The sequence below is a fragment of the Methylotetracoccus oryzae genome, assembly GCF_006175985.1.
Taxonomy (GTDB): Bacteria; Pseudomonadota; Gammaproteobacteria; order Methylococcales; family Methylococcaceae; genus Methylotetracoccus; species Methylotetracoccus oryzae.
The window spans coordinates 14903-40578 of sequence record NZ_SRSH01000024.1 but is presented as its reverse complement, the minus strand read 5'-3'; the positions used below and the strand labels follow the sequence as shown (position 1 = coordinate 40578).

General features: G+C 64.5%; 24 protein-coding genes and 1 tRNA gene. 8 read left to right on the top strand and 17 right to left on the bottom strand.

All coding sequences use genetic code 11. The annotated features are described in order from the left end of the window. Positions 1–636 precede the first annotated feature (636 nt). Positions 637–712, bottom strand: a tRNA-Ala gene (locus BWR02_RS18860). 354 nt (positions 713–1066) lie between these two features. Here BWR02_RS18860 and BWR02_RS18855 point away from each other — a divergent pair. From BWR02_RS18855 to BWR02_RS18845, 3 genes are all read left to right on the top strand, one after another. After that, positions 1067–2365, top strand: coding sequence for a citrate synthase (locus BWR02_RS18855; RefSeq protein ID WP_139559460.1), 1299 nt, complete (start codon positions 1067–1069; stop codon positions 2363–2365). A gap of 106 nt (positions 2366–2471) precedes the next feature. Further along, on the top strand, positions 2472–2768 hold the full coding sequence (locus tag BWR02_RS18850) for an antibiotic biosynthesis monooxygenase (RefSeq protein ID WP_139559459.1): 297 nt from the start codon (positions 2472–2474) through the stop codon (positions 2766–2768). A gap of 1 nt (position 2769) precedes the next feature. Further along, positions 2770–3960, top strand: coding sequence for an iron-containing alcohol dehydrogenase (locus BWR02_RS18845; RefSeq protein WP_139559458.1), 1191 nt, complete (start codon positions 2770–2772; stop codon positions 3958–3960). Positions 3961–3971: 11 nt separating this feature from the next. Here BWR02_RS18845 and recJ read toward each other — a convergent pair whose 3' ends face one another. The 7 genes from recJ to BWR02_RS18810 all read right to left on the bottom strand — a co-directional run bounded on the left by recJ (position 3972) and on the right by BWR02_RS18810 (position 13520). Then, positions 3972–5720, bottom strand: coding sequence for a single-stranded-DNA-specific exonuclease RecJ (gene recJ, locus BWR02_RS18840; RefSeq protein WP_139559457.1), 1749 nt, complete (start codon positions 5718–5720; stop codon positions 3972–3974). Positions 5721–5898: 178 nt separating this feature from the next. Continuing rightward, on the bottom strand, positions 5899–6804 hold the full coding sequence (locus tag BWR02_RS18835; protein WP_139559456.1) for an NAD(P)-dependent methylenetetrahydromethanopterin dehydrogenase: 906 nt from the start codon (positions 6802–6804) through the stop codon (positions 5899–5901). Between the two features lie 120 nt (positions 6805–6924). Next, positions 6925–7830, bottom strand: a complete 906-nt coding sequence (locus BWR02_RS18830; RefSeq protein ID WP_139559455.1) for an NAD(P)-dependent methylenetetrahydromethanopterin dehydrogenase — start codon at positions 7828–7830, stop codon at positions 6925–6927. Positions 7831–7987: 157 nt separating this feature from the next. Then, positions 7988–10711 carry a pyruvate, phosphate dikinase gene (ppdK, locus tag BWR02_RS18825; RefSeq protein ID WP_139559454.1) on the bottom strand — a complete coding sequence of 908 codons (2724 nt, stop codon included), beginning with the start codon at positions 10709–10711 and terminating at the stop codon, positions 7988–7990. Positions 10712–10932: 221 nt separating this feature from the next. Further along, on the bottom strand, positions 10933–11928 hold the full coding sequence (locus tag BWR02_RS18820) for a zinc-dependent alcohol dehydrogenase family protein (RefSeq protein ID WP_139559453.1): 996 nt from the start codon (positions 11926–11928) through the stop codon (positions 10933–10935). Between the two features lie 59 nt (positions 11929–11987). After that, positions 11988–12509, bottom strand: a complete 522-nt coding sequence (locus tag BWR02_RS18815; RefSeq protein ID WP_139559452.1) for a C40 family peptidase — start codon at positions 12507–12509, stop codon at positions 11988–11990. A gap of 72 nt (positions 12510–12581) precedes the next feature. After that, positions 12582–13520: a transporter gene (locus tag BWR02_RS18810; protein ID WP_162560237.1), complete on the bottom strand. Its 939-nt coding sequence runs from the start codon at positions 13518–13520 to the stop codon at positions 12582–12584. Between the two features lie 296 nt (positions 13521–13816). Between BWR02_RS18810 and BWR02_RS18805 the strand changes: the two genes are divergently transcribed. Together BWR02_RS18805 and BWR02_RS18800 are read left to right on the top strand one after the other, a co-directional pair. Then, positions 13817–15130 carry an MFS transporter gene (locus BWR02_RS18805; protein ID WP_139559450.1) on the top strand — a complete coding sequence of 438 codons (1314 nt, stop codon included), beginning with the start codon at positions 13817–13819 and terminating at the stop codon, positions 15128–15130. A gap of 585 nt (positions 15131–15715) precedes the next feature. Then, complete coding sequence (locus BWR02_RS18800) at positions 15716–16483, top strand: hypothetical protein (RefSeq protein ID WP_139559449.1); 768 nt, start codon at positions 15716–15718, stop codon at positions 16481–16483. Positions 16484–16522: 39 nt separating this feature from the next. Here the strand turns inward: BWR02_RS18800 and cmoB are convergent, their stop codons facing one another. Next, positions 16523–17506, bottom strand: coding sequence for a tRNA 5-methoxyuridine(34)/uridine 5-oxyacetic acid(34) synthase CmoB (gene cmoB, locus BWR02_RS18795; protein ID WP_139559448.1), 984 nt, complete (start codon positions 17504–17506; stop codon positions 16523–16525). A 104-nt stretch (positions 17507–17610) separates the two neighbouring features. On the opposite strand from cmoB, the gene hemF reads away from it, so the two are divergent. After that, positions 17611–18531: an oxygen-dependent coproporphyrinogen oxidase gene (hemF, locus tag BWR02_RS18790; RefSeq protein WP_139559447.1), complete on the top strand. Its 921-nt coding sequence runs from the start codon at positions 17611–17613 to the stop codon at positions 18529–18531. On the opposite strand, the gene BWR02_RS18785 is transcribed toward hemF, so the two are convergent. Then, on the bottom strand, positions 18526–19212 hold the full coding sequence (locus BWR02_RS18785) for an MlaC/ttg2D family ABC transporter substrate-binding protein (RefSeq protein WP_139559446.1): 687 nt from the start codon (positions 19210–19212) through the stop codon (positions 18526–18528). The two genes, hemF and BWR02_RS18785, sit on opposite strands and share 6 nt — an antisense overlap. 135 nt (positions 19213–19347) lie before the next feature. Between BWR02_RS18785 and hemB the strand changes: the two genes are divergently transcribed. Both hemB and aroE read left to right on the top strand, forming a co-directional pair. After that, positions 19348–20361, top strand: coding sequence for a porphobilinogen synthase (gene hemB, locus BWR02_RS18780; protein WP_268921429.1), 1014 nt, complete (start codon positions 19348–19350; stop codon positions 20359–20361). Between the two features lie 30 nt (positions 20362–20391). Next, positions 20392–21231 (top strand): shikimate dehydrogenase, encoded by an 840-nt coding sequence (gene aroE / locus BWR02_RS18775; RefSeq protein WP_139559445.1) that lies wholly within the window; start codon positions 20392–20394, stop codon positions 21229–21231. A 49-nt stretch (positions 21232–21280) separates the two neighbouring features. Here the strand turns inward: aroE and BWR02_RS18770 are convergent, their stop codons facing one another. The 7 genes from BWR02_RS18770 to hisB are packed head-to-tail and all read right to left on the bottom strand — an operon-like array spanning position 21281 to position 25377. Next, positions 21281–21805, bottom strand: coding sequence for a gamma carbonic anhydrase family protein (locus BWR02_RS18770; protein ID WP_129883196.1), 525 nt, complete (start codon positions 21803–21805; stop codon positions 21281–21283). Beyond that, positions 21802–22125, bottom strand: coding sequence for a phosphoribosyl-ATP diphosphatase (locus BWR02_RS21135; protein WP_201276330.1), 324 nt, complete (start codon positions 22123–22125; stop codon positions 21802–21804). The genes BWR02_RS18770 and BWR02_RS21135 overlap by 4 nt, the downstream gene beginning before the upstream one ends. Continuing rightward, entirely contained in the window at positions 22122–22511 is a 390-nt protein-coding gene (gene hisI, locus BWR02_RS21130; protein ID WP_201276329.1) for a phosphoribosyl-AMP cyclohydrolase, read from the bottom strand. Before hisI ends, BWR02_RS21135 begins: the two co-directional genes overlap by 4 nt. Then, complete coding sequence (hisF, locus tag BWR02_RS18760; protein WP_139559443.1) at positions 22508–23272, bottom strand: imidazole glycerol phosphate synthase subunit HisF; 765 nt, start codon at positions 23270–23272, stop codon at positions 22508–22510. Before hisF ends, hisI begins: the two co-directional genes overlap by 4 nt. Before the next feature lie 28 nt (positions 23273–23300). Further along, entirely contained in the window at positions 23301–24032 is a 732-nt protein-coding gene (gene hisA / locus BWR02_RS18755; protein WP_139559442.1) for a 1-(5-phosphoribosyl)-5-[(5-phosphoribosylamino)methylideneamino]imidazole-4-carboxamide isomerase, read from the bottom strand. Between the two features lie 57 nt (positions 24033–24089). Next, complete coding sequence (hisH, locus tag BWR02_RS18750; protein WP_139559441.1) at positions 24090–24740, bottom strand: imidazole glycerol phosphate synthase subunit HisH; 651 nt, start codon at positions 24738–24740, stop codon at positions 24090–24092. Positions 24741–24777: 37 nt separating this feature from the next. After that, positions 24778–25377: an imidazoleglycerol-phosphate dehydratase HisB gene (hisB, locus tag BWR02_RS18745; protein ID WP_139559440.1), complete on the bottom strand. Its 600-nt coding sequence runs from the start codon at positions 25375–25377 to the stop codon at positions 24778–24780. Between the last annotated feature and the right edge of the window lie 299 nt (positions 25378–25676).

Sequence of the window (25676 nt, the reverse complement as noted above, 5' to 3'; positions counted from 1 at the left end):
GGGTGGGGGGTATAGGTTCAATCATCGCGGAGGGGTCTCGTTAAGCCAAAAAAGTGCGCCACACTTCTGTGAGGAATCGCAGGGCTTTCGGTGCAGTTGGATCCCCTCCCAATTCAACCTCTGCCTGCCATCCACCGGGGACAGCATGGCCCGACGGCAATTATGCCAAAAAGGAACCGCGCGGAGGTAATACGTATTTCCACGTAAGGCACTGTCTTTACGGAGAGCCTTAAAACCTAGCGCGCTGACTAGCGTTATCCCTGATGGCTAATCCAGGCTCGATTTCATCCCGAGCGGTATCACAGAGCAACCCGAAGGTCGGAAATTGAGGATGACAGCTGCAGGTCATGTCACCGCGGGACCCGCAGAGCGGAATGGTGTTCTCTTCTGATGCGGGTCGCTATTGCCAACCAAACTCCCGCTCCAACCGCGCTCTCGCAACCCATTGGTTTTCTATAATCCGATGCCTTGACAGTCAATGCATCGACAGAAAACAGAGAGGCGAAATGGCTAAAATTCAGCCAGAGACCGGGGGTTGGGCAGAGCGGCCGTCAACAGGCAAATAGCGGAACCCGCGCCAGCCGTGCGGCTCCGAGCGCGTCGGAAAAAGGAGAGAAGGATTCTGCGTTTTGGGATTGGTGGAGATGAGGGGGATCGAACCCCTGACCTTCGCATTGCGAACGCGACGCTCTCCCAGCTGAGCTACATCCCCACGCGGAGGCCGTAGCATAGCCGATGGCGCCGGCCGACAACAAGAGTTCGCGGGACGACAAGGACGCGCGTTTCGGCGTTGTTCAGAGCGATTTCAAGGACCCGGATGCGCGACCGCCGAGGTCCGGTTGCTGGCATGGATGAGCCGCGTCGGCGGGCGGGCGCGCTGGCCCGTTGCCCGCCTTGCACAGCGGGTGTTGGCGCCTCCTCTTGGTGCGTTGCGGGAGGGCGTTGCCGCTCTTTGGCGCCGGTTAGGCGCTGGCGAGGCCCGTGCCCGCCGGCGTGACGGGGTGGCGCGATTCTTGGTAAGGTTAGAGTCTACCCCTGTTTCCCTGCACTCTCGGAGATCCGCCCGATGGAAAAGACTGCCCAGTTAGAAATCGAAGGACGACCCTACAGCCTCCCCATCGTCGAGGGTACCGAGGACGAAAAAGCGATAGATGTCCAGCGCTTGCGCGCGGACACCGGCTACATCACGCTTGACCCGAGCTACGGCAACACCGGCGCCTGTGTCTCGACGATCACGTACATCGATGGCGACAAGGGCATCCTCCGATATCGCGGTTATGACATCGCCGAGCTGTGCGAGCGCTCGACGTTCATGGAAGTCTGTTTCTTGCTGATTTACGGCGAGTTGCCGACCGACGAGGAATTCTCGCGTTTCAAGGAGCGGGTGCTGGCCCACTCACTGATCCACGAGGACATGAAGAGCTTCTTCCAGAGCTACCCGGGACACGCCCACCCGATGGCGATCCTGTCGGCGATGGTCTGTTCGCTGTCCGTCTATCATCCCCAGTTGCTGAAGGCCGAGCAGACCGGCGAGGAGCGCGAGGAGACGATTTCGCGCCTGCTGTCGAAGGTGCGGGTGCTGGCCGCTTTCGCCTACAAGCGTTCGGTCGGTGAGGCCTTCGTCTATAGCCGCCCGGAGCTGGACTATCTGGCCAACTTCCTGCACATGATGTTCACGACGCCGATGCGGACCTATGAGCCCGATTCGGTGGTTCGGAAGGCGCTCGACGTGTTGTTCATCATTCATGCGGATCACGAGCAGAACTGTTCGACCTCGACGGTGCGTATGGTCGGGTCGTCCAAGGCGAACCTGTTCGCGGCCATTTCCGCTGGCATCTGCGCGCTATGGGGTCCGTGGCACGGCGGCGCGAACCAGTCCGTGATCGAGATGCTTGAAGAAATCCACATGGCCGGCGGTAATTACAAGAAATTCATCGAAAAGGCCAAGGACAAGAACGACCCATTCCGGCTGATGGGCTTCGGTCACCGCGTCTACAAGAATTACGATCCGCGAGCCGAAATCATCAAGAAATACTGTGATCAGGTGCTCGACCACCTCGGCATCAACGATCCGACGCTGGAGATCGCCAAGGGCCTCGAGGAGGCGGCGCTGACCGATCAGTACTTTATCGAGCGCAAGCTGTATCCGAATGTCGACTTTTATTCGGGCATCATTTATCGGGCGCTGCAGATTCCGACGAACATGTTCACGGTGATGTTTGCGCTGGGGCGCTTGCCGGGCTGGATTGCCCACTGGAAGGAGATGATCGAGGAACCGGGCATGCGGATCGCCCGGCCACGGCAGGTCTACATGGGGGCGACGCGCCGCGACTACGTCCCTCTTGCCCAGCGCGGTTCGAACTGACACCATCGGCGCAGCGCGCGGCTGACCGGCCGCGAGTCACCGGACTGTCCGGGTGGCTCGTGCCGCGGCGGCGCGCGGTGCATCCTGTGTCAATCGGAATCACGCCATGCATGTCACTCTGGTCCATGTTCACATAAAGCCCGACTGCCTCGAGGCTTTCATCGCCGCCACGGTGGCCAACCACGCAGCCTCGGTGCGAGAGCCCGGGAATCGGCGCTTCGACGTCCTGCAGAATCCCGACGACCCGACCCGCTTCATCCTGTACGAGGCCTACGTATCGGCGGAGGATGCCGCGGCTCACAAGGGCACGCCGCACTATGCCGCGTGGCGCGACGCGGTGGCCGACATGATGGCCGAGCCGCGCGTCGGGGTGCTGATGAACGGGCTGTATCCGGAGGGCTGACGTGATCGCACCCTTCGCGATAGGCCGTCTGCCGCGGATCGAGTTCGGTTCCGGCAGCCTCGACAAATTGCCGGGTATTGCGGCGCCGTTCGGCCAGCGTTTGCTGCTGGTGCTGGGCGCGCGCTCGTTCAGCGGCACGCCGCGCGCGGAGGCGCTGTTCGAGTCCCTGCACGCCGCAGGCCTGTCCTGGCATGTCGTACGTATCCTTGGCGAGCCCTCTCCGGAGATTGTCGACGCGGCCGTGGCCGAATGGCGCGGAGCCGGAATCGATGCCGTCGTAGCTATCGGCGGTGGCAGCGTGCTCGATGCGGCCAAGGCGATCGCCGGTTTGCTCGGACCAGGCAACTCGGTCATGGATCACCTCGAAGGCGTCGGTCCCGAACTGCCTTATCGCGGTCCGGCGACACCGTTCATCGCCGTGCCGACGACGGCCGGCACCGGCTCGGAGGCGACCAAGAACGCTGTGCTGTCCCGGCTCGGCCCGGACGGCTTCAAGAAATCGTTTCGTGATGACAAGCTGATGGCCGAGTTCGCGATCCTCGATCCGGATCTGCTCGCAAGCTGCCCGCCGGACCTGATCGCGGCGAACGGCATGGATGCGTTCACGCAGTTGCTCGAGTCCTACGTGTCAATTCGCGCCAACCCGATCACCGATGCGCTGGCGCTGACCGGCATGGCCGCGGCACGCGACGGGCTGCTGGCGTGGTATCGGGGCGGAGACGACGCGGCGCCCGCGCGCGAACGGATGGCGCTCGCCTCGCTGTTGTCCGGCATCTGTCTGGCGCAGGCCGGCCTCGGGTCCGTTCACGGGCTGGCCCAGCCGCTCGGTTCCTTGTTCCCGATCCCGCACGGTGTGGTGTGCGGCACACTCGTCGCCGCCGCGACCCGGGTCAATATCGAGGTGATGCGCGCGCGCGATCCGGGCAATCCGGCCCTGGCGAAATATGCTGCGGTCGGCCGCCTGTTCGCCGCGCAGGACGTTCCCGCCGACAGTGAAGCCCAGGACCGGCTGGTTGCCGTTTTGGATGAGTGGACCGAAACGATGGCGCTGCCGGGCTTGTCGACGCTGGGGGTCGCCGAGGCTGATTTCCCACGGATCATCGCCAACTGTCGCGGTTCCAGCATGAAGACGAACCCTGTCGTTCTGAGCGACGCGGAAGTTGCCCAGGTGCTCGCGGCGCGACTGGCCTGACCGGCTCGACCTCAGCCGGCCGTTCGGGTCCCTTCCATGTACTCGATCTTCAACTGCACGGTCCGATTGCCGCGGAAGTCGTTGACGTCGAGCCGGTAGGCCGCGGTGATGCGGTCGACGCCCAGCCATTGGCGGGGTTCGTCGACGAAAAACGCGATCGCGTCGACGCGGCGGTCGGTTCCGGTCGGGCGCAGTTGCAGCTTCAGGTGTTGGGCGCCGACGACGGCGCGCTCGACCACATCGAACGCGCCGTCGAACAGTGGTTCGGGGAAGGCCTGTCCCCAGGGACCGGCTGCGCGGAGCGACTCGGCCGTGCCGATGTCGATCTGCCCCGGCTCCAGCGCGCCGTCGCTGTGTAGCAGCAGGCCTTCCTCGGTGCCCCCCAGGCGCTCGCCCACCATGCGCCCGAAACAATCGCGGAATGCGTCGAGGTGTTCGCGTGGGATACTCAGGCCGGCGGCCATCGCATGCCCGCCGAAACGCCCGATCAGGCCCGGATGGGCTGCGGCCATGTCGCTGAGCAGGTCACGAATATGCAGGCCCGGGATGGATCGGGCCGAGCCTTTGAGTTCGCCGTTCGCGGCTTCGGCGAAAGCGATGACGGGGCGATGGAAGCGGTCCTTGATGCGCGCGGCGAGCAGGCCGACGACACCGGCGTGCCAGGCTTCATCGAACAGACACAGCCCGCCGCGCTCGAGCGGGGTGTCGATGGCGTCCAGCCGCCGGACATGGACCAGCGCATCCTCCTTCATCTGCCGCTCGATTTCCTTGCGCTGCCGGTTCAGCTCGTCCAGCCGCGTTGCCAGCGTCAGGGCTTCATCCTTGTCGTTGGCCAGCAGACAGGCGATGCCGAGACTCATGTCCTCCAACCGTCCGGCCGCATTCAGGCGCGGAGCGATCGCGAAGCCGAGGTCTTCGGCGGTCAGGCCGGTGTGCGTCTTGCCTGCGACCTGCAGCAATGCGGTGATGCCGGGATGCACCCGGCCGCTTCGAATGCGTTGCAGCCCCTGGTGCACCAGTATGCGGTTCACGAAATCGAACGGGACGACGTCGGCGACCGTGCCAAGTGCGACGTAGTCGAGCAGTTCCGCCAGATTGGGCTCGGGACGACTGCCGCCGAACCAGCCCGTTGCACGTAGCCGCGAGCGCAGCGCGCTGAGCACGTAGAACATCACGCCGACGCCGGCCATCGCCTTGCTCGGGAAGGCGTCGCCCGACAGGTTCGGATTGACGATCGCGTCCGCCTCGGGCAGCGTCGCGCCGGGCAGATGGTGATCGGTGACGACGACCTGCCAGCCCAGATCCCGGGCGGCGCGAACGCCTTCGTGCGAGGAGATGCCGTTGTCGACGGTGATCAGCACGTCCGGCTGACGGCTCTGTGCGACCTGAACGATTTCCGGGGTCAGGCCATAGCCAAACTCGAAGCGGTTCGGTACCAGGAAGTCGACGCGCCGTGCTCCGAGCGCGCGCAGGCCTTGCAGCGCGACCGCACAGCTGGTCGCACCGTCGGCATCGAAGTCGGCGATGACCAGCAGGGCCCGATCGGCCCGAATCGCGTCTGCAAGCAGGCTTACCGCTTGATCGATGCCCGACAACAGCCGTGGTGATGGCAGGCGGGCGAGGGAGTGGTCGAGTTCGTCGGCTGCCATGATCCGGCGCCCCGCGTAGACGCGCCGCAGGAGCTCCGGCAGTGCAGCGAGTTCGGTCTTAGCGGGAACCGCGCGTCGAGCGATGGTGCGGGGTCTGGGGTGAAACAGCATGTCCGCCACTATCCGGGGCGAATCTGTTGGTGACGGCCGGTTGGCCGGCGGCCATCATCCGTGCGCACAGCGCACGCTACCCGCGAGCATTTGTAGCGCGCGCCGTGCGCGCGGAACATTATTCGTGCGCGTGTTGCCCGCCTCCCGCGCGGAACGCTATTCGTGCGCATAGCGCACGCTACACCAGCTCGCGCGCCTTCTCGAATGCGGCACGGAAATCCAGGAACACCGGCCTGTCCGTCTCGAGCAGCAGGGCCAGCAGCCGGTTCTGCAGCTGGTACTTGATGTCGCCGATGGCCAGCGCACCGATGCCGACGGCGCCGGGGCTGCCGGTCGCATGGACCAGCGGTTCGCCGCAATGCTTCAGCTTGATGCCTTCGATGCCGAGCGGTGGCACGGCATTGACGTCACCTGCGACCTTGAGCTCCTTGGCGTCGGCGAGGACCGACGCGTTCAAAACCTGGACCCCCGCCTTGGCGGTACAGAACACGATGTCGGCCTTGCTGATCAGACGCGCCTTGTCGGCGTCCGAGCTGGCGAAGGTGCCGCGCAGCGTGCTGCCGCAGCGCTGGTTGTATTCGTCGGCCTTCTCCATCGCCGCGGCGATGTTGAACGGATCGACCAGCGTGACGTCCGCACCGGCGAGGGAGGCGATGACCCCGGTGGCGACGCCGACCGGGCCGGTGCCGCCGAAGACGACGCCCTGTTGTCCCTTGAGCGAGAGGCCATGACGATCCTTGAGCTTCTTCTCGACCAGTGCGACCAGCGCGGCGGCCGTCGTGAAGGCGCCGCTGGGATCGGCCAGCACCGATACCTCGAATGGGGGCACCATGGCTTTCCTCGCCGCATCAAGCATGTTCAGCGCGACGCCGATGTCGCGTCCGCCGATGAACACGCCGGTCCGCTTCACGCCGGCCGGGCCGCGCGAGAAGATCGCATCCTGCACCAGGCCGTTGACCTGCTCGGTCTGTGCGTTGTCATAAGGCACGAGCACATCGAAGCCTGCGTCCACCGCCATGTTGATGTCGAATGGGCTCACATGCGGCATCGGATCGAACATGTGAAGAATGGAACGCTTTTCCATGGTGTCGCCTCGGGTTCGGTCAATCAGATCGGCATAGGGTAGCAGCGTAACCGGGGCCCTGACAGGGAAAAAGCCGGCTAGCCGGCTTTTTCGATGGGCCCGTCGGGTGCGATCCCGGACTTATTCCCGGACGGCTTCCCGCGCGACGGCAAAGGCGTCGTGGTAAGCCAGGAATTCGGGGTTGCCCTCGCGCATGCGTTCCAGCAGGCGCTGCTGCGCCTTGTATTTGATCACGCCGATGGCCAGCGCGCCGATGCCGACGGCACCGCTCTTCGATCCGGCGATCGGCGTCCCTTTGTGATGCGCTTCCAGACCTGCGATACCGGGGGGCGGCACGGCATTGACGTCGGCGGCCACCTTCAATTGCGGACCTGCGGCGACCAGTTCCGCGCTCAACACTTCGATGCCGGCCGCGGCGGTCGCGAAGACGACGTCCGCCGTCTTGATCAGTTCGCCCTTGTTGGCATCGGCCTCACCCGCAATCGCGGTCTCGCCGTTCCCATAGGCTTCGTTGCACGAATCGGCGACGCGCTGCGCCTTTTCGAGTTGGCGACCGACGATCTTGACGTTCGCACCGGCCTTCGCCGCGAGCACGGCGGCGATCTGACCGACCGGGCCGGTGCCGCCCAGCGCCAGCACGTTCTTGCCGGCGAGATCGGTGTCGAAACGCTGCTTCAGTTCCCGCTCGACCATCGCGACCATCGCCGCCGCGGTCGTGAACGATCCGCTCGGGTCCGCGAAGGCCGACACCTGGAAACCGAAGTCCGGCACCATCGAGGCTTTCGCCGCCGCCAGCATGTCCATCGCCATCTTGACGTCGCGTCCGCCGATGAAGATGCCGGTGCGCTTCAGGCCCTTGGGCTTGCGGGAAAAGATCACGTCCTGGACCAGTGCGGTGATCTCGCCGAGTTCGATGTTCAGGTAGGGAATCAGTGCATCCCAGCCGGCGTCCAGCCCCATGTTCACGTCGAACGGGCTGAGGTTTTTCTCGGGGGTGAACATGTGCAGGATAAAGGGCTTATCCATGAAGCGCGCCTCGGTGGTTCTGGGTGTTTTGACGGGTGGGACCGTCCCCGTCGGGGCGGGGACGGCCGGTTCGGCGCGGAGGATACCACATAACCACCGGCGGGACGGGACGGTCCCGGGCGCGACACCGGGACCGGATGGGACGCCGATCGGGCGGTTATGCGGGATCGGCCAGCAGCTTGGCATGGGCTGCCGCGAGCCGGGCGACCGGCACGCGGGGCGCGGAGCACGAGACATAGTCGAGTCCGACGCCCTGGCAGAAGCGGATCGAGGCCGGATGACCGCCTTGCTCACCGCAGATACCGACCTTCAAATTCGGTTTGGTCTGCCTGCCGCGCTCGACCGCCATCTTCATCAGCGTGCCCACACCGTTGACGTCCAGCACCTCGAACGGGTTGTCCTTCAGGATGCCGCTCTCGATGTACAGTGGCAGGAATTTGTTCTCGGCGTCCTCGCGCGAGAACGACAGCGTCGCCTGGGTCAGATCGTTGGTCCCGAACGAGAAGAACTCGGCGACGCCGGCGAGCGAATCGGCGCGGGTGCAGGCCCGCACGGTTTCGATCATGCTGCCGAACTTGACGTTCAGCGTGACGCCGTACTGGGCTTCGATCTCACCGCGCAACCGGTCCACGCAGGTCTTGACCCATTTGAGCTCCTCCGCGCTGATGACCTGCGGCACCATGATCTCGGGCGCGACGGCGACGCCGGCCTTGAGGCATTCGGCTGCCGCCTCGAGGATACCGCGGAGCTGCATCTCGTAGATCTCGGGGTAGGTGATGCCGAGCCGGACACCGCGGTGGCCTAGCATCGGGTTGACCTCGAACAGTTCGGCGACCTTTTTCAGCATCGCTTCCTTACGCGCGATCACGGCGTTGACCTGATCTTCGCCAATGTCGCTGGTCGCGATGCCGCCCAGCATCATTGCCGCGGCATTGCGCCCTCGGACGGCCAGGCGGTATTCCTTCAGCGCTTCGATCTCGTCCAGCAGCTGATGCTCTCCGGGCAGGAATTCGTGCATCGGCGGGTCGAGCAGCCGCACCGTGACCGGTCGCGGAGCCATCGCCGTGAAGATCTCCTTGAAGTCCTGGCGCTGGAACGGCAGCAACTTGTCGAGCGCGGCCTTTCGCTCCTCCGTGTTGTGCGCGAGGATCATCTCGACGACCACCGGCAGCCGGTCGGTCGCATTGAACATGCGCTCGGTGCGGCACAGGCCGATACCCATCGCGCCGTATTCGCGGGCCCGCTGCGCCGCGGCCGGCGTGTCGGCGTTCGCCATGACCTTCAGCTGCGACCGCTCGTCGGCCCATCCCAGCAGGGTCTTCAGTTCGTCGGAGAAGACCGGCGGGATGGTCGGGATCTCGCCGAGATAGACGTTACCGGTGCTGCCGTCGATTGTGATGACATCGCCCTCGCGCAGTGTGATGTCGCCGATGACCGCGATGCGTGCGCGCGAATCCACCTTGATCCCTTCCGCGCCGGCCACGCAGGCCTTGCCCATGCCGCGCGCGACGACAGCCGCATGCGAGGTCTTGCCGCCGCGGCTGGTCAGTATGCCCTGGGAGGCGAAGAAACCGTGGATGTCTTCCGGTTTCGTTTCCTCGCGGACCAGGATGACCTTCGTGCCATTGCGTCCCAGCAGTTCGGCCTGATCGGCATCGAATACGCACTGGCCGCTCGCGGCACCCGGCGAGGCCGGCAGGCCCTGGGCCAAAGCCTCCTGCGAATGGGATGGATCCAGTGCGGGATGCAGGAGCTGTTCCAACAGTTCCGGGTTCACGCGGAGCAAGGACTGCTCCTTGGTGATCAGGCCTTCGCCGACCATCTCGACCGAGGTGCGAACCATGCCCGTCGCATTCATCTTGCCGTTGCGGGTCTGCAGGCAGTACAGCACGCCCTTTTCGATGGTGTACTCGTAGTCCTGGACTTCCTTGTAATGGCCTTCGAGCTTGTTCCGCAGTTCGACGAGCTGCCGGTACAGGTCGGGCATCTCGGTGGCCATCTCGTGCACCGGTTTCGGTGTGCGGATACCGGCGACGACGTCCTCGCCCTGGGCGTTGACGAGGTACTCGCCGTACATTTCGTTTTCACCGGTGCCGGGGTTGCGCGTGAAGCCGACGCCGGTTGCGCAGTCATCGCCCATGTTGCCGAAGACCATCGTCACGACGTTGACCGCCGTGCCGTTGGCCATTTCCGGCGTAATGTGGAACTCCCGGCGGTAGTCGACAGCGCGCTTGCCCATCCACGAGTTGAAAACCGCCTGGATGGCGATCTCGAGTTGCTCGTAGACGTCTTCCGGGAACGGCTTGCCGGTATGTTCCTTGACGACGAGTAGAAAGCGTTCGGCGATGTCCTTCAGATGGGCGGCGTTCAGACCGATGTCGGCCTTGACGCCGGCCTGGCGCTTGACCTCGTCGAATTGCCGGTCGAACAGTTCATCGGGTACGCCGAGCGCGACCTTGCCGAACAGCTGGATGAAGCGACGGTAAGCATCGTAACCAAAGCGCTCGTTTTGCGTCTGCGCGATCAGTCCTCGCAGGGTCTGGCCGTTCAGGCCGAGATTCAGGATGGTGTCCATCATGCCGGGCATCGACATCGCCGAGCCGGAGCGTACCGACACCAGCAGCGGGTTGTCGGCGCCGCCGAAGCCCTTGCCGGTTTTCTGCTCCAGCGCCGCGACATGGCTGCGGACCTCGTCGATCAGGCCGTTCGGCAGCCGCTTGCCGTCGAGGTATTCGAGACAGGCCGCGGTCGTGATGACGAAGCCCGGCGGCACGTTCAGGCCGATCTGCGTCATCTCGCAGAGGTTGGCGCCCTTGCCACCCAGCAGATGCTTGTTTTTGCCGTCGCCCTCGTGAAACGCGTAGACGTATTTGCTGTTCACTGAAAGAACTCCCTTGGCTTTGTAGAGGATTATGCGTTGTGGCGCGAAACCGCCAAATTGTTGTGGTTATGATACCTGATCGGGGTATGGCCAAGCCTGAGAATGCCGGGACGCGACACTGAATTTCGCGGGGGTATCGAGGTCACCGTTGTCGGGCAGGACGCGCCGGTTGGGCGGCGTCGCCTGGCGACAAGGCTCTCTTCTCACTAGGTTCGCGCAGTTCAGCGAATGCGCAGCACGAGTTTTCCCGTCGTGTGCCCCTCTTCGATGGCGGCGTGTGCGGCTGCGGCCTCGGCCAGCGGAAAAGTGTCCGCGACATGGACGCGCAGCCGGCCCTGGTCGATCCATTCCGCACAGCGGCTCAGTATCTCGATTTGGTGATCGCGCGCCGCGTCAAGGTTCCGCAGCATCGGTGTGAGCATCAACTCGAACCCAATGCGCAGATTTCGCATCCGTGCCTCGGCGAGTGCGGTGTCCCTGATGTCGAGCAGCGTGACCAGATCGCCGAAGTGCGCGGTGCAACCAATGCTTTGTTCAAAGACCGCGGGCCCGACCGTGTCGAACACGACGTCGGCGCCTGCGCCTCCGGTCAGATCATTGACGGCCATGGCGAAGTCCATAACACGGTAGTCGATGATCTCGTCGGCGCCCAGAGCGCGGACGAAGGCCGCCTTGTCCGCCGAACCGACGGTGGCGATGACCCGCGCGCCGTGAAGCTTGGCCAGCTGGATTGCGACATGTCCGACGCCGCCCGCGCCGGCATGGATCAGGACCGTGTGGCTCGGCTGGAGGCGTGCCCGGTCATACAGTGCGCCCCAGGCCGTGATCAGCACCAGCGGCGCCGCCGCGGCCTGTTCGAAACTCAGGCTGGCCGGCATGGGTACGGCCCAGCGCTGGTCAAGCACGGTATATTCGGCGTAGTTGCCGGGGTCGCCGCCCAATCCGCCGTGACAGAAGTAGACCCGGTCGCCAAGCTGGAAGCGATGCGCGTCCGCGCCCTTGTCGACGACGATGCCGGCGCCGTCGCAGCCGAGCACGCAGGGCAGGGCATCCGGGTAGAACACCCCGCGCTGCCGCACTTTGGTATCGATCGGATTGATTCCCGCGGCGTGCAGCGCGACCTTGATCTGTGTCGGGGCGGTGATGGCGGGTTCGGGACGGTCGGCCAGTTGCAGCACGGAGGGCAGGCCGACTGCGGTCATCAACATCGCTTTCATGGGGGGTGCTCTCGGTTTGTTCGGTGAGTGTGACCGGTGCGCAGCTCCGGCGCTGCAGGTTAGCGGCGGAGCGGTGGAGGTCGGCCTATCGCAACCAGATGTTCGCGCCAGTAAGGTTTGTTGAGGTCGGAAATGATCACCTGTCCGGCCTTGGCGCTGGAGGCGTGCACGAATTCGTCGCGGCCGATGTAAATGCCCACGTGTGACACCGGCGGCGTGCCGGTATCGAAGAACACCAGGTCTCCCGGGCGGCGCGCACCGACCGGCACCTTGGGTAGCCAGGACGCCTGTTCGACCGCGCGCCGGGGCAGATGGATGCCGTAGCGGCCGAAGACATATCGCACGAATCCGCTGCAGTCGAAACCCTCGGCGGGGGAATTGCCGCCCCAGCGGTAAGGGGTTCCCTTCAGGCTCAGCGCGAACGGGATGACCGTCGGCTGCGGTACTGCCGCGCGGGGGCGCGGTATTGCGGCGGGCGGGGCTTTCGGGGCGCTGGAGCAGGCCGCGAGGCAGCACAGCACGCCGGCGAGGGTGAGACGCCGCCAGTCAGGAGTCAAATGCGCGGATTGGGTGCCCAGCATGCCCGTTGCGCCATCAGAAGTTCGGTGCGCGAGTTTTTACTCCGGACCCGGGGGCCTGTAAAGACCGAGGGGCTAGAAGGCGACCGCGAACCCGGCCAGGCCGATGAAGCCCGGTGCATCGCCGATGCCGGCATTGGCGCTCCCGAAGACTTCCAGGGTGTCATCCAGGGTCCAGGTGGCGCCGGCCCCGAAGACCTGTCCGTTGAAGCTCCGGAACAGTCGCTCGCGATCGACGCGCACGGTGGATCCGCGCGGCAAAGCGGCGCCGTTGTGGTAACCATGCACGAACAGGGCGACGTCTTCGGTCAGATCGCGTTGCAGCGACCATGACAGGGTTTCCTCCACGAGGTTCGATTCGTGGTTGAGGAAAATGCTCGTCAAGCCGATATTCCACTCCAGACCCAGCCCGAAGGGCAGGGTGTGGTCCAGGTTGACGGACCAGGCCCATTGCGTGTGATTGCTCAGTGAGGACGAGCCCCAGGTCGTTTGGACGTAGGTTTCGAGGGCAACGGCCGGGATGCGATAAGCCAGGTTTTCCTCCCAGATCTGATATTTGACATCGAACGTCAACGGGCTGAAACCGACCGTCGTCGGTGCCCCCTCGACCACGGTCAAGCCATTCGTGAACAGACGAAATTCCAGATTGTCCGTGACGCCATACCTCAAGAACAGCTCCCAGTCGTATTGCGGGGCCGTCCGCTGCGTGGCCGAGTAATAGCCCACCGGCGAATTCTCGAAATAGAAACGGCCTTCGGGCAGCGTGAAGGCGCTGTTCGGGAAGTTGGCCGTGTCCGGTCCAGGGGTGCTGATGTCCGGCTGCGCCCGCTCTTGCGGGGTTGCCGGATCTCGGTACAGATAGGGTGCCCAAATCCACTCACGCGTCGCGGGGCTGGATTCCGGAACCTCGGAACGCGTGAGGCCCTTGCCGCGGCGTTCCAGGTCGGTTGGGGGCGACGTTTCCGGGGTGGGGGTGCCGCGTCCGGCACAGCTCGGCAAAATCAGTGCGGCCACGACGATCAGAAGCCGCCGTGCAGCATGCCGGGAGCGTCCGCGCATCATCCCGCCGCGGGAGGGGCGGGGCGGGAATACTCCGCGCGCCGGTCTGGTGGTGTGCGGCGGATGCCGCAAGGCGCTGAATTCACAACTTCGGGTGGGCTCGGGTATCATCCGCCGTCCGCCCTGCACCGCATTTCGGTCCCCTGCCGAGCGTTCGGCAGGGCCCGAGCCTGATCAACCCTCTTGCCCTCCAGGACAACATCCGTGTTCGAGGTCATGTTTGCCGTCACCGTTTCGGATCCCCAGCTTACATGAGTCGCAGCCCGCGCAAAGCCATCGTCGCCGGTATTGCCGGCAATGCCATCGAGTGGTACGACTTCGCACTGTACGGCCATTTCTCGGTGATCATCGGCGAGACCTTCTTCCCGAAGGAGGAGCCGGGGCTGGCGATGCTGGCCGCATTCGCCGTGTTCAGCGTCAGCTTTTTCATGCGGCCGCTCGGCGCGCTACTGTTCAGTGCGATCGGCGATCGCTGGGGCCGCAAGCGCGCGCTGTCTCTCTCGATGCTCGGCATGGCGCTGCCTACCGCTGCGATCGGGCTGCTGCCCTCGTTCGGGGATATCGGCGTTGCCGCGACGGTCCTGCTGGTCCTGCTGCGGCTGCTCCAGGGCATTTCGCTGGGCGGTGAGATGGGCGGGGCCGTGACCTATGTGATGGAGCATACGCCGGGTCATCGCATCGGCCTCGCATCCAGCCTGATTCAGGCGAGTACCTGTCTGGGCCTGTTGTCGGGGACGCTGATTTCCAGCGCAATTTCGGCGTGGCTGACGCCGGAGCAGTTCCTGTCCTGGGGTTGGCGGATCCCGTTCCTGCTGGGTCTCGGAGCCGCGTGGATCGGCTTTCGGATTCGACAGAAGATGCCGGAAAGTGCCCTGTACGAAGCCGCCAAGGCGCAGAACGCCCTGCACCGCAATCCGGTCGCGGCGGTGATTGCCCGTCACAAGCGTCGGGTCCTGATCGGAGTGGCCGTGGTGACGCCGATGACCTGCTGCTTCTTCTTCGCGTTCGTGTATTTCAACAGCTTCATGCTGGCCAACCTCCAGTTTCCGCCCAGCCGTGCGTTGCTCGTGACGTCGGCCGGCCTGATCGTGGCCCTGGCAACGACCTTGCTGGGGGGCTGGCTGGCGGATCGCTGGGGCTACAAGCGCATTCTGGCCATCGGGATCGTGGGGCTGGTCGTCGGCGTTCATCCGCTGTTCGACGCCATGTCCGGCCACCCCGAACCGCGCTGGGTGTTGCCGGCGTTCTTCGCGTTCACGGTCCTGATCGGCATCTACACCAGCTCGGCCTTTGCCGCCGTGACGGGCTTGTTCGCGACCGGAGTGCGCTACAGCGGTGTCAGTCTTGCGGTCAACATCGCCTCGCCGGTGTTCGGCAGTACCGCCCCCTTGCTCGCCGCCTGGCTGGTGCGCGATTACGGGACTAACGATGGTTTCGCGGTATTCGGCTACTACCTGACGGCCCTGTGCGCGGCTGCGGTGCTGGCGATCCGGGTGCTGGATCACGGCGCCTTCGAAGGCTGGGGCGCCGTGCCCTCCGAGGAAGGGGTGAAGTTCCGCCGCTGAGCCTTGGCGGCAACCACTCCCCCGTCAGGGCCCCGCTGGCCATGGGTACCGTCTCCACCGTGCTCGCGGCCATCGAGCGCTGATCTCCGCTGCACTCCGGGAAAGGGTAAGCCGCACGCGTCTCGGACGTTCGGTTGTCCAGTTCGCTCGGTACGCCCGTCGGCCTGAGGGATAACGCGCAGGCGATGCGTGATAGCGCTCGATTCCCGGTATCGACGTGTTCGAGCCGCGTGGCCTCGGACGCCATGTTTTGGCGGCTCGCAGCTGCCACCCGCTGTCGCCTGGCCTGAGCCAGGCCCGGCCTGTTCCCGCAGCGCGCAGGTCGTTCTGGTGGTGCGGATGTTGCGTCTGCCGGCCGTTTTGCGCCGCAGTGAGGATCCGCATCCGCCGCGCTGGCGCCAATATTGCCTTCTCTGTGACGCTGATCTGTCGCGGGCGAAGGCCACAAGGGTCGTCCGTCATGGCAGGGAGTACTGTCGTAAGACAATGTGCAGCGAGTTGGGCGGCAACGATATCTTGCCCGTACGTCCTGATCGGTAGCCCCCGTTTTCTCGTGCTCATCCAATTTACAGGAGGTTCGGAGACATGCCGATCACAACGCATACCCGGGGCGCCAAGGCTGCATTCTTCGTCTTGATGGCCTGCGGGCCCGGACAACATGCCATGGCACATTCGGCCATCATCATGCCGCCCCCTTACGCGGTCGTGGATTCCTCGGTCACGGCAGCGTACAGGATCGTGCATGGCTGTGACGGCGCGCCGGTCATTGCCATGAGCTTGATCATGCCCAGCACGAATCCCGTGTTGAAGCGGCAGGGCGGTGGTGCCATTCCTGATATCGACAAGGACGGTAAAAGGGATCTTTTCGATATCCTCGAGACGGGGTCTTTGGTGGGAAGCTTTCAGCCCATGATCGACAGGGCCGTGTTCAACAGGTTTTATCTTTCGATCGATTCACCCGACTTGGGCAACCCCGTCGGTGTCGGCGCCACCCACGGCAGTGTGCCCGAAAAATTCAACGGCGAGACACGTTTCACGGTCTACCCGGTCTTCTTCCAGGCCCTTTCGTGTGCGAGGGGGCTCATCGTGCATCCCGTCGGCGCGGATATCTGCAAGATCACCCGCGACCCGAAGGAGGGTGAGGTCAACATCTGGATGGAGCATACGACGCCGAAATTCCCCCATCCGGTCCATGGCGTCGGGGAGAACTCGCTGCAGATCTCCTTCAAACGTGATCTCGTCGCCAATCCGCTAAAGCCGCGCTGTGGCGAAGGGTTCATCGTCGATGTGTACGCTTCGGATGAGGACATCGATGCGCATCTGCCCATCACCGGAGTCTGGCCGAAACCCTAGGCCGGGGAGATTCGCGGTGCGAGGGCTGTCCGGCTCGGCTTACGGGCTTTCGGCCAGCACCACGGCGCGCTGCGGCGCCGGCAGGCCCTCGCAGGTCAGGGACGGGTTGTGCGGGTCGAGAAAGTCCGTCAGCGACTGGAAACGCATCCAGGCTGTTGCCCGTTGTTCCAGGGGTGTTGTGGCGGCAACGTCCACGACCCGCAAATTGCGGTAACCGCAGCGCCGCAGCCAGCCGACCAGAGTCATGCAGGACGGGATGAACCAGACGTTCCGCATCTGGGCGTAGCGATCTTCGGGCAGCAGGCTCTGCCCTTCCGGGCCGTCGATCACCAGCGTCTCGAGCACCAGCTCCCCTCCGGGTCGCAGACACCCCTTCAACTCGAGCAGGTGATCCAGCGGCGAGCGCCGGTGGTAGAGCACGCCCATCGAGAACACCGTGTCGAACGCCTGCAGCTGTGGCGGGACCTGCTCGATGCCCAGCGGCAGCAGATGCACCGGCCATGTTCCGGCGTAACGCTTCACAGCCAGAAATTGCGCGATATGGACCAGCGTGGGGTCGATGCCGACGACCAGTTCGGCGCCGGCGCCCAGCATGCGCCATGCGTAGTAGCCGTTGCCGCAGCCCACATCGAGGATCCGCCGTCCGTGCAAGGGCGCGATGGCTGCCTGCAGTCGCTGCCACTTCAGGTTCGACCGCCATTCCGCGTCGATATCGATGCCGAATAGCCGGAACGGGCCCTTGCGCCAGGGATGCAGCCGTTGCAACAGGGTCGTGAGCTGTTCCCGCGCGGGTCCCGCGATGTCGCCCGGTGCGCCGATGGTCACGGCCTCGCAAGTGAAGTCCAGTGCCGACGGGCTGGCCGGTGGCAGCTCCGCCACGGTGTCCAGCCACTCACGCCAGCGGCCATGGCGGCCGTTCGCGAACACGGCCTCCAGGTCGGTGCGCAACGTGTCGCGCCAGTCTTTCGGGAAGCCGGGCTCGTCGATCGCGGCCAGTCCCGGCCAGCATGCGGGCTCGCTCATGGGCACGGGCTGCGCCCGGCAAGCCCTGTGATAGACTCGGCGAGTCTGTCCGTGGCGCCGCAACGACGGGTGGCGCCCTTTATCTCCGGGGTTCGGGAATCATCATGCAAGGTACGGAAATCGAAGCGGTCAAGGCCTATCTGACGCAACTGCAGCAAACGATCTGCAGCCGTCTCGAAGGCGAGGAACCGCTCGCGCGTTTCGTCGAGGATCGCTGGCAGCACCATTCCGGTGGTGGCGGGCAAACGCGCGTGCTGTACGACGGCGAGGTGTTCGAGCAGGGTGGGGTCAATTTTTCTCATGTGCGCGGCGAACGTCTGCCGGCCTCGGCCACGGCGCACCGGCCGGAACTGGCGGGGCGCAGCTTTCAGGCGCTGGGCGTGTCGTTGGTGATCCATCCACGCAACCCCTACGTCCCGACCTCGCATGCCAATGTGCGGTTTTTTATTGCCGAGAAAGCCGGTGAATCGCCGATCTGGTGGTTCGGCGGCGGTTTCGACCTGACGCCCTTCTATCCGCGCCTGGACGACGTCGTGCACTGGCATCGCAGCGCACGCGCTGCGTGCGAACCCTTCGGCCCGGAGGTCTATCCGCGTTTCAAGCGCTGGTGCGACGAGTACTTTTTCCTGAAACACCGGAACGAGACGCGCGGCGTCGGTGGTCTGTTCTTCGACGATCTGAACGAATGGGGTTTCGAACGCTCTTTCGCGTTCATGCGGAGCGTCGGCGACCATTACCTGTCGGCCTACCTGCCGATCGTCCAGGCCCGCAAGGCAACGCCGTACGGGGACCGGGAACGTGCCTTCCAACTCTACCGTCGAGGGCGCTACGTCGAATTCAACCTGGTCTACGATCGCGGAACGCTGTTCGGGCTGCAATCGGGAGGTCGGACGGAATCGATTCTGATGTCGTTGCCGCCGGTCGTGAACTGGCGCTACAACTGGCGGCCAGAGCCCGGCAGTGCCGAAGAAGCGCTTTATCGGGACTATCTGGCGCCGCGTGATTGGCTGGGTTCGGGGCTATAGGTCCTTATCGCCAGCGGCGCCGGACTCACCCTCCGGGACCGGTTCCTTGTGAGCCGTGTCGTTGCGCTTCGTCAGGTCGGCGATCAGGCCGTCCAGTGAACCGCCCTCGCCGATCTGACTCGTGAAGCTCGTGCGATAGTTCTGCAACAGGCTGATGCCCTCGATCAGCACGTCATAGACCTTCCACTCTCCCTTGGTATTGACCATGCGGTAGTTGATCGCGACGGGTTGCGCGCCGGCCTGCAGGATCTGCGTCCTGACCGTCGTCTTGTCTGCGCTGGATTCGGACGTCGACGGGAGATAGGTGATCTTCCAGTCGGAATATTCGGTGAAGGCAGTCGTGTAGGTTCGCACCAGCAGGCGGCGGAACTCGGTCTTGAAGCGTTCGCGCTGGGCCGGTGTTGCCGTCTTCCAGTATTTCCCGAGGACCATGATCGAGACACGATCGAAGTCGATGGCCGGTCGGATGATCGTGTCGACAATGCCGGTGGCCTTGGTGAAGTCGCTCTTGACGTCAGGCCGCTGCAGGCTCTTCTGAAGCTGGTCGGCCGTGTCCTGGATCACCTTCTGGGCTGGCGTCAGGCTACCCTCGTCGGCGAGCGCGAGCCCGGTGAAGAGAAGCACTGCCAGCGAAACCCAAACAGCGAATGTGCGGGCACCAACCACTCGTTCGAAATTCATTGCGTTGTTTCCTAGAGGACTCTTCCCAGCACGGTATAATAGCGCGCTCGGCCACAATAGACTATCGGCTCGATATGACGACGCGCTTCGCTGCCGTCGTCCGGCTCTCCCTTCTGACTCCCCAAAGCCACCGCCGTGACCAGCCCCAGCCAGTTTCCCGCAACGCGCCTGCGGCGCATGCGCAAGGACGCCTTCAGCCGCCGGTTGATGCGCGAATCCAGCCTGACCGTCGACGATCTGATCTACCCCGTGTTCGTGACGGAAGGCAGCGGGCGGCGTGAGGCCGTGCCGTCGATGCCCGGCGTCGAACGCCTCAGTCTTGACGTGTTGTTGGACGAGGCCCAGGAAATGCTGGCGCTCGGGATCCCGGCGATCGCGCTGTTCCCGGTGGTCTCGGGCTCTCTTAAGAGCCTGGATGCCAGTGAGGCCTTCAATCCGGACGGGCTCGTGCCGCGCGTGGTCAGGGCGCTGAAGGCTTCCTTTCCGGCGCTCGGTCTGATTACGGACGTCGCGCTGGATCCGTATACCTCACACGGCCAGGACGGTTTGCTGGACGACAGCGGCTACGTGGCCAACGATGCCACCACCGCGGTGCTGGTGCGGCAGGCACTGTCGCACGCCGAGGCCGGCGCCGACATCGTCGCACCATCCGACATGATGGACGGGCGTATCGGTGAGATACGTCGCGCGCTGGAAGCGGGCGGTCACGTGAACACCCGTATCCTCGCCTATTCGGCAAAGTACGCATCGAGCTTTTACGGGCCCTTTCGCGATGCAGTCGGATCGGCTGCAAGTCTCGGCGGCGGCAGCAAGGAAACCTATCAGATGGATCCGGCGAACACGGACGAGGCCTTGCGCGAGGTTGCGCTGGATCTGGAGGAGGGTGCGGACATGGTCATGGTCAAGCCGGGACTGCCTTATCTCGACGTCGTCCGCCGAGTGAAAGAGGCTTTCGGGGCGCCGACCTTCGTCTATCAGGTCAGCGGCGAGTACGCGATGCTGAAGGCGGCTGCGGCGAACGGCTGGCTCGACGAGCGCAAGACCGTGCTGGAGTCATTGTTGGCCTTCAAGCGCGCCGGGGCCGATGCGATCCTGACCTACTTCGCGAAGGATGCCGCCCGGTGGCTGCGCGAAGGGGCGCATCGCTAGCCACGCTGTCCGTTTCCGGGACGAGAAGCCATGAGCCTGCCGCCAGACCTGTACGCTGTTTTCGGCCACCCCATCGGCCATAGCAAATCGCCCCGTATCCACCGGCTGTTCGCCGAGCAGACGGGCCAGAGCCTGCATTACGAGGCCAGGGATGTCGACCTGCCGCAGTTCGAGGCGGCGGTGCGCGCCTTCCTGGGCGCGGAAGGCGGGCGTGGCCTGAACTGCACCTTGCCGCTTAAGGAAGCCGCGTGGCGGCTGGCCGATACGCTCAGCGATCGGGCGCGCCGCGCGCAGGCCGTCAACACGCTGGCGCTCCGCTCCGATGGCTCGCTGTTCGGGGACAACACGGATGGCGTGGGTCTGCTGCGCGATCTGATTTGCCGTCTGGGCGTGATCGTGCCGAACGGGCGCATCCTGGTGATCGGGGCCGGTGGTGCCGCGCGCGGCATCCTCGCCCCGTTGCTCGGGGAATCGCCGGCCGCAGTGGTCATCGCCAACCGCACGCCGGAGCGTGCCCGGATACTGGCGAGGGATTTCTCGGACCTCGGGTCCGTCAGTGCCGTGGGCTTCGATCAGCTTCCGGGGCGGCAGTTCGATCTGGTCATCAACGCCAGTGCCGCCAGTCTTACTGGCGAGCTTCCTCCGCTGCCGGACGATCTGCTCGCTTCGGGGGCGGGCTGTTACGATCTCGCCTACGGCACGGAGCCGACGCCGTTCCTGTTGTGGGGGCAGGCGCGCGGCGCGAGGATCAGTGCGGATGGGCTCGGCATGTTGGTCGAGCAGGCGGCCGAAGCCTTTGAACTGTGGCGGGGAGTGCGCCCGGATACGCGCTCCGTGATCGAACTGCTGAGCAACGAACGGGGTTTCTAGCGGGCAGTACGCGCGGACCTGACGGTTGACAGCCGCCCGCGCAGCGCTGTTAGGCAGAGTAAAGGTTCTTCAGCCGCACGTAGCCGTTTTTCGAGATTTCAAAGAACGCCAGTTCTGCCTCGGTCAGCGGCCGTGACTGTCGTGCTGGTGAGCCGACGTAGAGGAAGCCGCTCGTGAGCCGCTTGCCCGGCGGGACCAATGCGCCGGCGCCGATCATGACACGGTCCTCGACGAATGCTCCATCCATGACGATCGCGCCGATGCCGATCAGGCACAGATCGCCGATCGTGCAGCCGTGCAGCACGACGCGATGACCGATCGTGACGCCATTGCCGATGATGAGCGGATGGCCGTCGGGATTCGAGGCCGTCTTCTGTGTCACATGCAACACGCAGCCGTCCTGTATGTTGGTTTCGTGCCCGACCCTGATCGCGTTGACGTCGCCGCGGATCACGGTCGTCGGCCACACCGAGGCCTCATCGCCCAGCGCGACGTCGCCGATAACGACCGCGCTGCCAGCGATGTAGACATTCCGTCCCAGCGTGGGCGTGATGCCGTTGAAGGTTTCGATCATGGCTTCGTGCGGGAGGCTTTCTCGACATGGCCCGACAGGCCGAAACGCCGTTCGAGTTCGCTCAGCACCGCTCCCGGCTCAAGCCCTTGATGAGCCAGGAGTACCAGGCAATGGAACCACAGGTCGGCCATTTCGTAGACGATCTTCTCCGGGCTGCCGTCCTTGCCGGCGATGACCGTTTCGGTGGCCTCTTCGCCGATCTTCTTGAGGATGCTGTCCAGTCCCTTGGCGTAGAGGCTGGCGACATAGGATTTGTCGGCTGCTTCCGACTTGCGCTGCTCCAGCACGGCGGCCAGTTGCCGCAATACATCGGTGGTCACGAGCGGTAAATCTCTTCGGGTTTCTTCAGTACCGGGTCCACGGCTTCCCACACGCCGTCGTCGAGTTTGCGGAAGAAGCAATGATGACGGCCGGTGTGGCAGGCGATGCCGCCGGCCTGCTCGACTTTCAGCAACACGGTGTCGCCGTCGCAGTCGAGGCGGATCTCGCTGACCTTTTGGCGGTGCCCGGACTCTTCGCCCTTGCGCCAGAAACGGTTTCGCGACCGCGACCAGTAGACCGCATACCCTTCGGCCAGCGTCATCGCCAGGGCTTCGCGGTTCATCCAGGCCACCATCAGCACATCGCCGCTCTCCGCTTCCTGAGCGACGACCGGAACCAGTCCATCGCTGTTCCAAGTCACCTCGTCCAGCCAGGTCGTGCTCACAGGCGCACCTCGATCCCGCGCGCCGCCATGAACTCCTTGGCTTCGCGGACGGTGTATTCGGCAAAATGGAAAATGCTGGCCGCCAATACGGCATCGGCCTTGCCTTCGAGCACGCCATCGGCCAGATGCTGCAGATTGCCGACGCCGCCCGAGGCGATGATCGGCACCGGGACCGCCTCGCTGATCGCCCGTGTCACCGCGAGGTCGAAGCCGATCCGGGTACCATCGCGGTCCATGCTGGTCAGCAGGATCTCCCCGGCACCGTAGTCGACCATGCGCTGCGCCCATTCGATCGCGTCGAGCCCGGTCGGTTTGCGGCCGCCGTGTGTGAAGATCTCCCAGCGGAGCGGGTCCGTGCCCACGCACTTGGCGTCGATCGCGACGACGATGCATTGCGAGCCGAAGCGCTCGGCCGCGGCCTTGACGAACTCGGGTTCGAACACGGCCGCGGTGTTGATGCTGACCTTGTCGGCCCCGGCATTCAGCATACGGCGGATATCGTCGAGTTTGCGTATGCCGCCGCCGACCGTCAGCGGGATGAATACCTCGCCGGCCACCTGTTCGACCACGTGCACCATGGTGTCGCGATTCTCGTGGCTGGCCGTGATGTCGAGGAAGGTCAGTTCATCCGCGCCTTCCTGATCGTAACGCCGGGCGATTTCGACCGGATCGCCGGCATCGCGAATGTCGACGAAGCGAACGCCCTTTACGACGCGGCCGTTGTCGACGTCCAGGCAGGGAATGATGCGTTTCGCGAGCATCGGGGAGTGACAGGCTGGGGGCGGCGGCTCAGTATTCGGCGGCGATCTGCCGCGCGGCGGCGAAATCGAGCGTGCCCTCGTAGATCGCGCGACCGGTGATCGCGCCCATGACGCCGTCGCCGGCGATGGCGCCCAGCGCCCTTATGTCGTCGATGTTCGTGATGCCGCCCGAGGCGATCACCGGGATCTTTATCGCGCGGGCGAGTTGCCCCGTCGCCTCGATGTTGACGCCACCCAGCATGCCGTCGCGGCTGATGTCGGTGTAAATGATCGCGACGACCCCGTCGTCCTCGAACTTCGTTGCCAGGTCGACCACATCGTGATGCGACAATTTGGACCAGCCGTCGATCGCGACCTTGCCGTTCTTGGCGTCGAGCCCGACGATGATGTGGTTGGGAAACTCGGCGGCTACGTCGGTCACGAAATGCGGTGCGCTGACGGCTTTCGTGCCGATGATCACGAAGTCGACGCCGGCGTTCAAATAGCCCTGCACCGTTTCCTCGTCGCGGATCCCGCCGCCGACCTGGATCTCGACATCGGGGTAGGCTTCCCGGATCGCGTGGATGATTGCGCCGTTGCGCGGCACGCCGGCGAAGGCGCCGTCGAGGTCAACCAGATGTAGCCGGGTGGCGCCGTCCTGCACCCAGCGTCCGGCGACCGCCACCGGGTCATCGGAAAATACCGTGTCGTCCTCCATCCGCCCCTGGCGCAGGCGGACGCACTTGCCGTCCTTCAAGTCGATAGCCGGTATTAGTAGCATCGTATCCTAAGCCTCGATCAGCCGTTCATTGGGGGGTGCGGGGGGTGCAAAGCAGGGTCAGGGTTCGGGCTGCCAGCGCAGGAAGTTGGCCAGTAGCCGGAGACCGTCGGCCTGGCTTTTCTCCGGATGGAACTGCACCGCGATCATGTTACCTTTCGCCACCGCCGAAGCAAACGGCTCGGGGTAGTCGGTCGTGGCGGCGATGCAGCGGGGATCCGTCGGCTGCGCGTAATAGCTGTGGACGAAATAGAACCAGCGGTCCCGCCCCAGCCCATCCCAGACCGGGTGCGCATGCAGCGGGTGGACCCGGTTCCAGCCCATGTGCGGCACCTTCAACTCCTGTTGGCTGTACGACGCGTTGCCGGTCGATTCGGCAAAGCGGACGACCCGTCCGGGAATCAGCCCGAGACAGGGGGTGCCGCCGTTTTCTTCGCTCGAGTCGAGCAGGGCCTGCATCCCGAGGCAGATTCCGAGCAATGGCTTCTCGGCCGCGGCTTCGCGAATCACCGCGTCGAGTCGCAGGCGTTGCAGCGCCGCCATGCAGTCGCGGATCGCACCGACGCCGGGGAACACCACGCGATCGGCCTGCAGGATCGTCTCGCGGTCAGCCGTCACGGTCACGATGACCGATGGGTCGGCATGCTGCAGCGCTTTGGCGATGGAATGGAGATTGCCCATTCCGTAATCGATTACGGCGACGGTAGACATGTCCGGGGGAGTGCGAAGGTCTGGGAGCGGCGTGGGTTCAGAGGGCGCCCTTGGTGCTCGGCAACACGCCTTGCATCCGGGTGTCGGGTTCGGCCGCCATCCGCAGCGCGCGTCCGAATGCCTTGAAGATCGTTTCGGCGATGTGGTGCGCGTTCGTGCCCTTGAGATTGTCGATGTGCAGGGTGACCTGGGCGTGATTCACGAAGCCGCGGAAGAATTCCAGCAGCAGATCGACATCGAAATCGCCGATCCGTGCCCGCGGGAAAGTGACTTCGTACCACAGTCCAGACCGGCCCGAGAGGTCGATCGTGACCCGGGTCAGGGCTTCGTCCAGTGCGACGTAAGCATGGCCGTAGCGACGGATGCCCTGTTTCGTGCCCAGCGCCCGACTGACGGCTTGACCGACGGTGATGCCGACGTCTTCGACCGTGTGGTGGGCGTCGATGTGCAAATCGCCCGTGGCGGCGATGTCAAGGTCGATCAGACCATGGCGGGCCACCTGATCGAGCATGTGCTCGAGGAAGGGGACGCCCGTGCGCAGCGCGGAGACGCCGGTTCCATCGAGGTTCAGACGGACGGCGATCTGCGTTTCGAGCGTATTGCGCTCGACCGCCGCGGTCCTGGGCTGAGTAGACATCGCTAGGGGTACGAAGACATGTTTGGCCAGCCACAATGGTATCCGATTTTCGCGCGCCGGGTGGAGCGGAAAAAAGACATGGACTTACCCCGCCGACTCACGAAGCCTTGTGCGTCCCGCTTCGCTGCATCCGAATTCGGCGCGGATTCGGCGTGGGTAACTCCGTGCGCTGGACCCCCGGCAGGAAAACTGGGCCTGATGCAGGCATTGGATGACCTGAGCGGCCGCAACGGGTTTGCGGTTGGTCGTGTTGCCGAGCTGTCCGTACGCCCGGCGACCGCCTCATTCTACGTATCGGA

What these genes read in the sequence shown, in the direction of transcription:
- BWR02_RS18855 (WP_139559460.1), top strand. Translation starts at nt 1,067, where the DNA reads ATGGAAAAGACTGCCCAGTTAGAAATCGAAGGACGACCCTACAGCCTC.
- BWR02_RS18850 (WP_139559459.1), top strand. Translation starts at nt 2,472, where the DNA reads ATGCATGTCACTCTGGTCCATGTTCACATAAAGCCCGACTGCCTCGAG.
- recJ (WP_139559457.1), bottom strand. Translation starts at nt 5,720, where the DNA reads ATGCTGTTTCACCCCAGACCCCGCACCATCGCTCGACGCGCGGTTCCC.
- BWR02_RS18835 (WP_139559456.1), bottom strand. Translation starts at nt 6,804, where the DNA reads ATGGAAAAGCGTTCCATTCTTCACATGTTCGATCCGATGCCGCATGTG.
- BWR02_RS18830 (WP_139559455.1), bottom strand. Translation starts at nt 7,830, where the DNA reads ATGGATAAGCCCTTTATCCTGCACATGTTCACCCCCGAGAAAAACCTC.
- BWR02_RS18820 (WP_139559453.1), bottom strand. Translation starts at nt 11,928, where the DNA reads ATGAAAGCGATGTTGATGACCGCAGTCGGCCTGCCCTCCGTGCTGCAA.
- BWR02_RS18815 (WP_139559452.1), bottom strand. Translation starts at nt 12,509, where the DNA reads ATGCTGGGCACCCAATCCGCGCATTTGACTCCTGACTGGCGGCGTCTC.
- BWR02_RS18805 (WP_139559450.1), top strand. Translation starts at nt 13,817, where the DNA reads ATGAGTCGCAGCCCGCGCAAAGCCATCGTCGCCGGTATTGCCGGCAAT.
- BWR02_RS18800 (WP_139559449.1), top strand. Translation starts at nt 15,716, where the DNA reads ATGCCGATCACAACGCATACCCGGGGCGCCAAGGCTGCATTCTTCGTC.
- cmoB (WP_139559448.1), bottom strand. Translation starts at nt 17,506, where the DNA reads ATGAGCGAGCCCGCATGCTGGCCGGGACTGGCCGCGATCGACGAGCCC.
- hemF (WP_139559447.1), top strand. Translation starts at nt 17,611, where the DNA reads ATGCAAGGTACGGAAATCGAAGCGGTCAAGGCCTATCTGACGCAACTG.
- BWR02_RS18785 (WP_139559446.1), bottom strand. Translation starts at nt 19,212, where the DNA reads ATGAATTTCGAACGAGTGGTTGGTGCCCGCACATTCGCTGTTTGGGTT.
- aroE (WP_139559445.1), top strand. Translation starts at nt 20,392, where the DNA reads ATGAGCCTGCCGCCAGACCTGTACGCTGTTTTCGGCCACCCCATCGGC.
- BWR02_RS18770 (WP_129883196.1), bottom strand. Translation starts at nt 21,805, where the DNA reads ATGATCGAAACCTTCAACGGCATCACGCCCACGCTGGGACGGAATGTC.
- hisF (WP_139559443.1), bottom strand. Translation starts at nt 23,272, where the DNA reads ATGCTCGCGAAACGCATCATTCCCTGCCTGGACGTCGACAACGGCCGC.
- hisA (WP_139559442.1), bottom strand. Translation starts at nt 24,032, where the DNA reads ATGCTACTAATACCGGCTATCGACTTGAAGGACGGCAAGTGCGTCCGC.
- hisH (WP_139559441.1), bottom strand. Translation starts at nt 24,740, where the DNA reads ATGTCTACCGTCGCCGTAATCGATTACGGAATGGGCAATCTCCATTCC.
- hisB (WP_139559440.1), bottom strand. Translation starts at nt 25,377, where the DNA reads ATGTCTACTCAGCCCAGGACCGCGGCGGTCGAGCGCAATACGCTCGAA.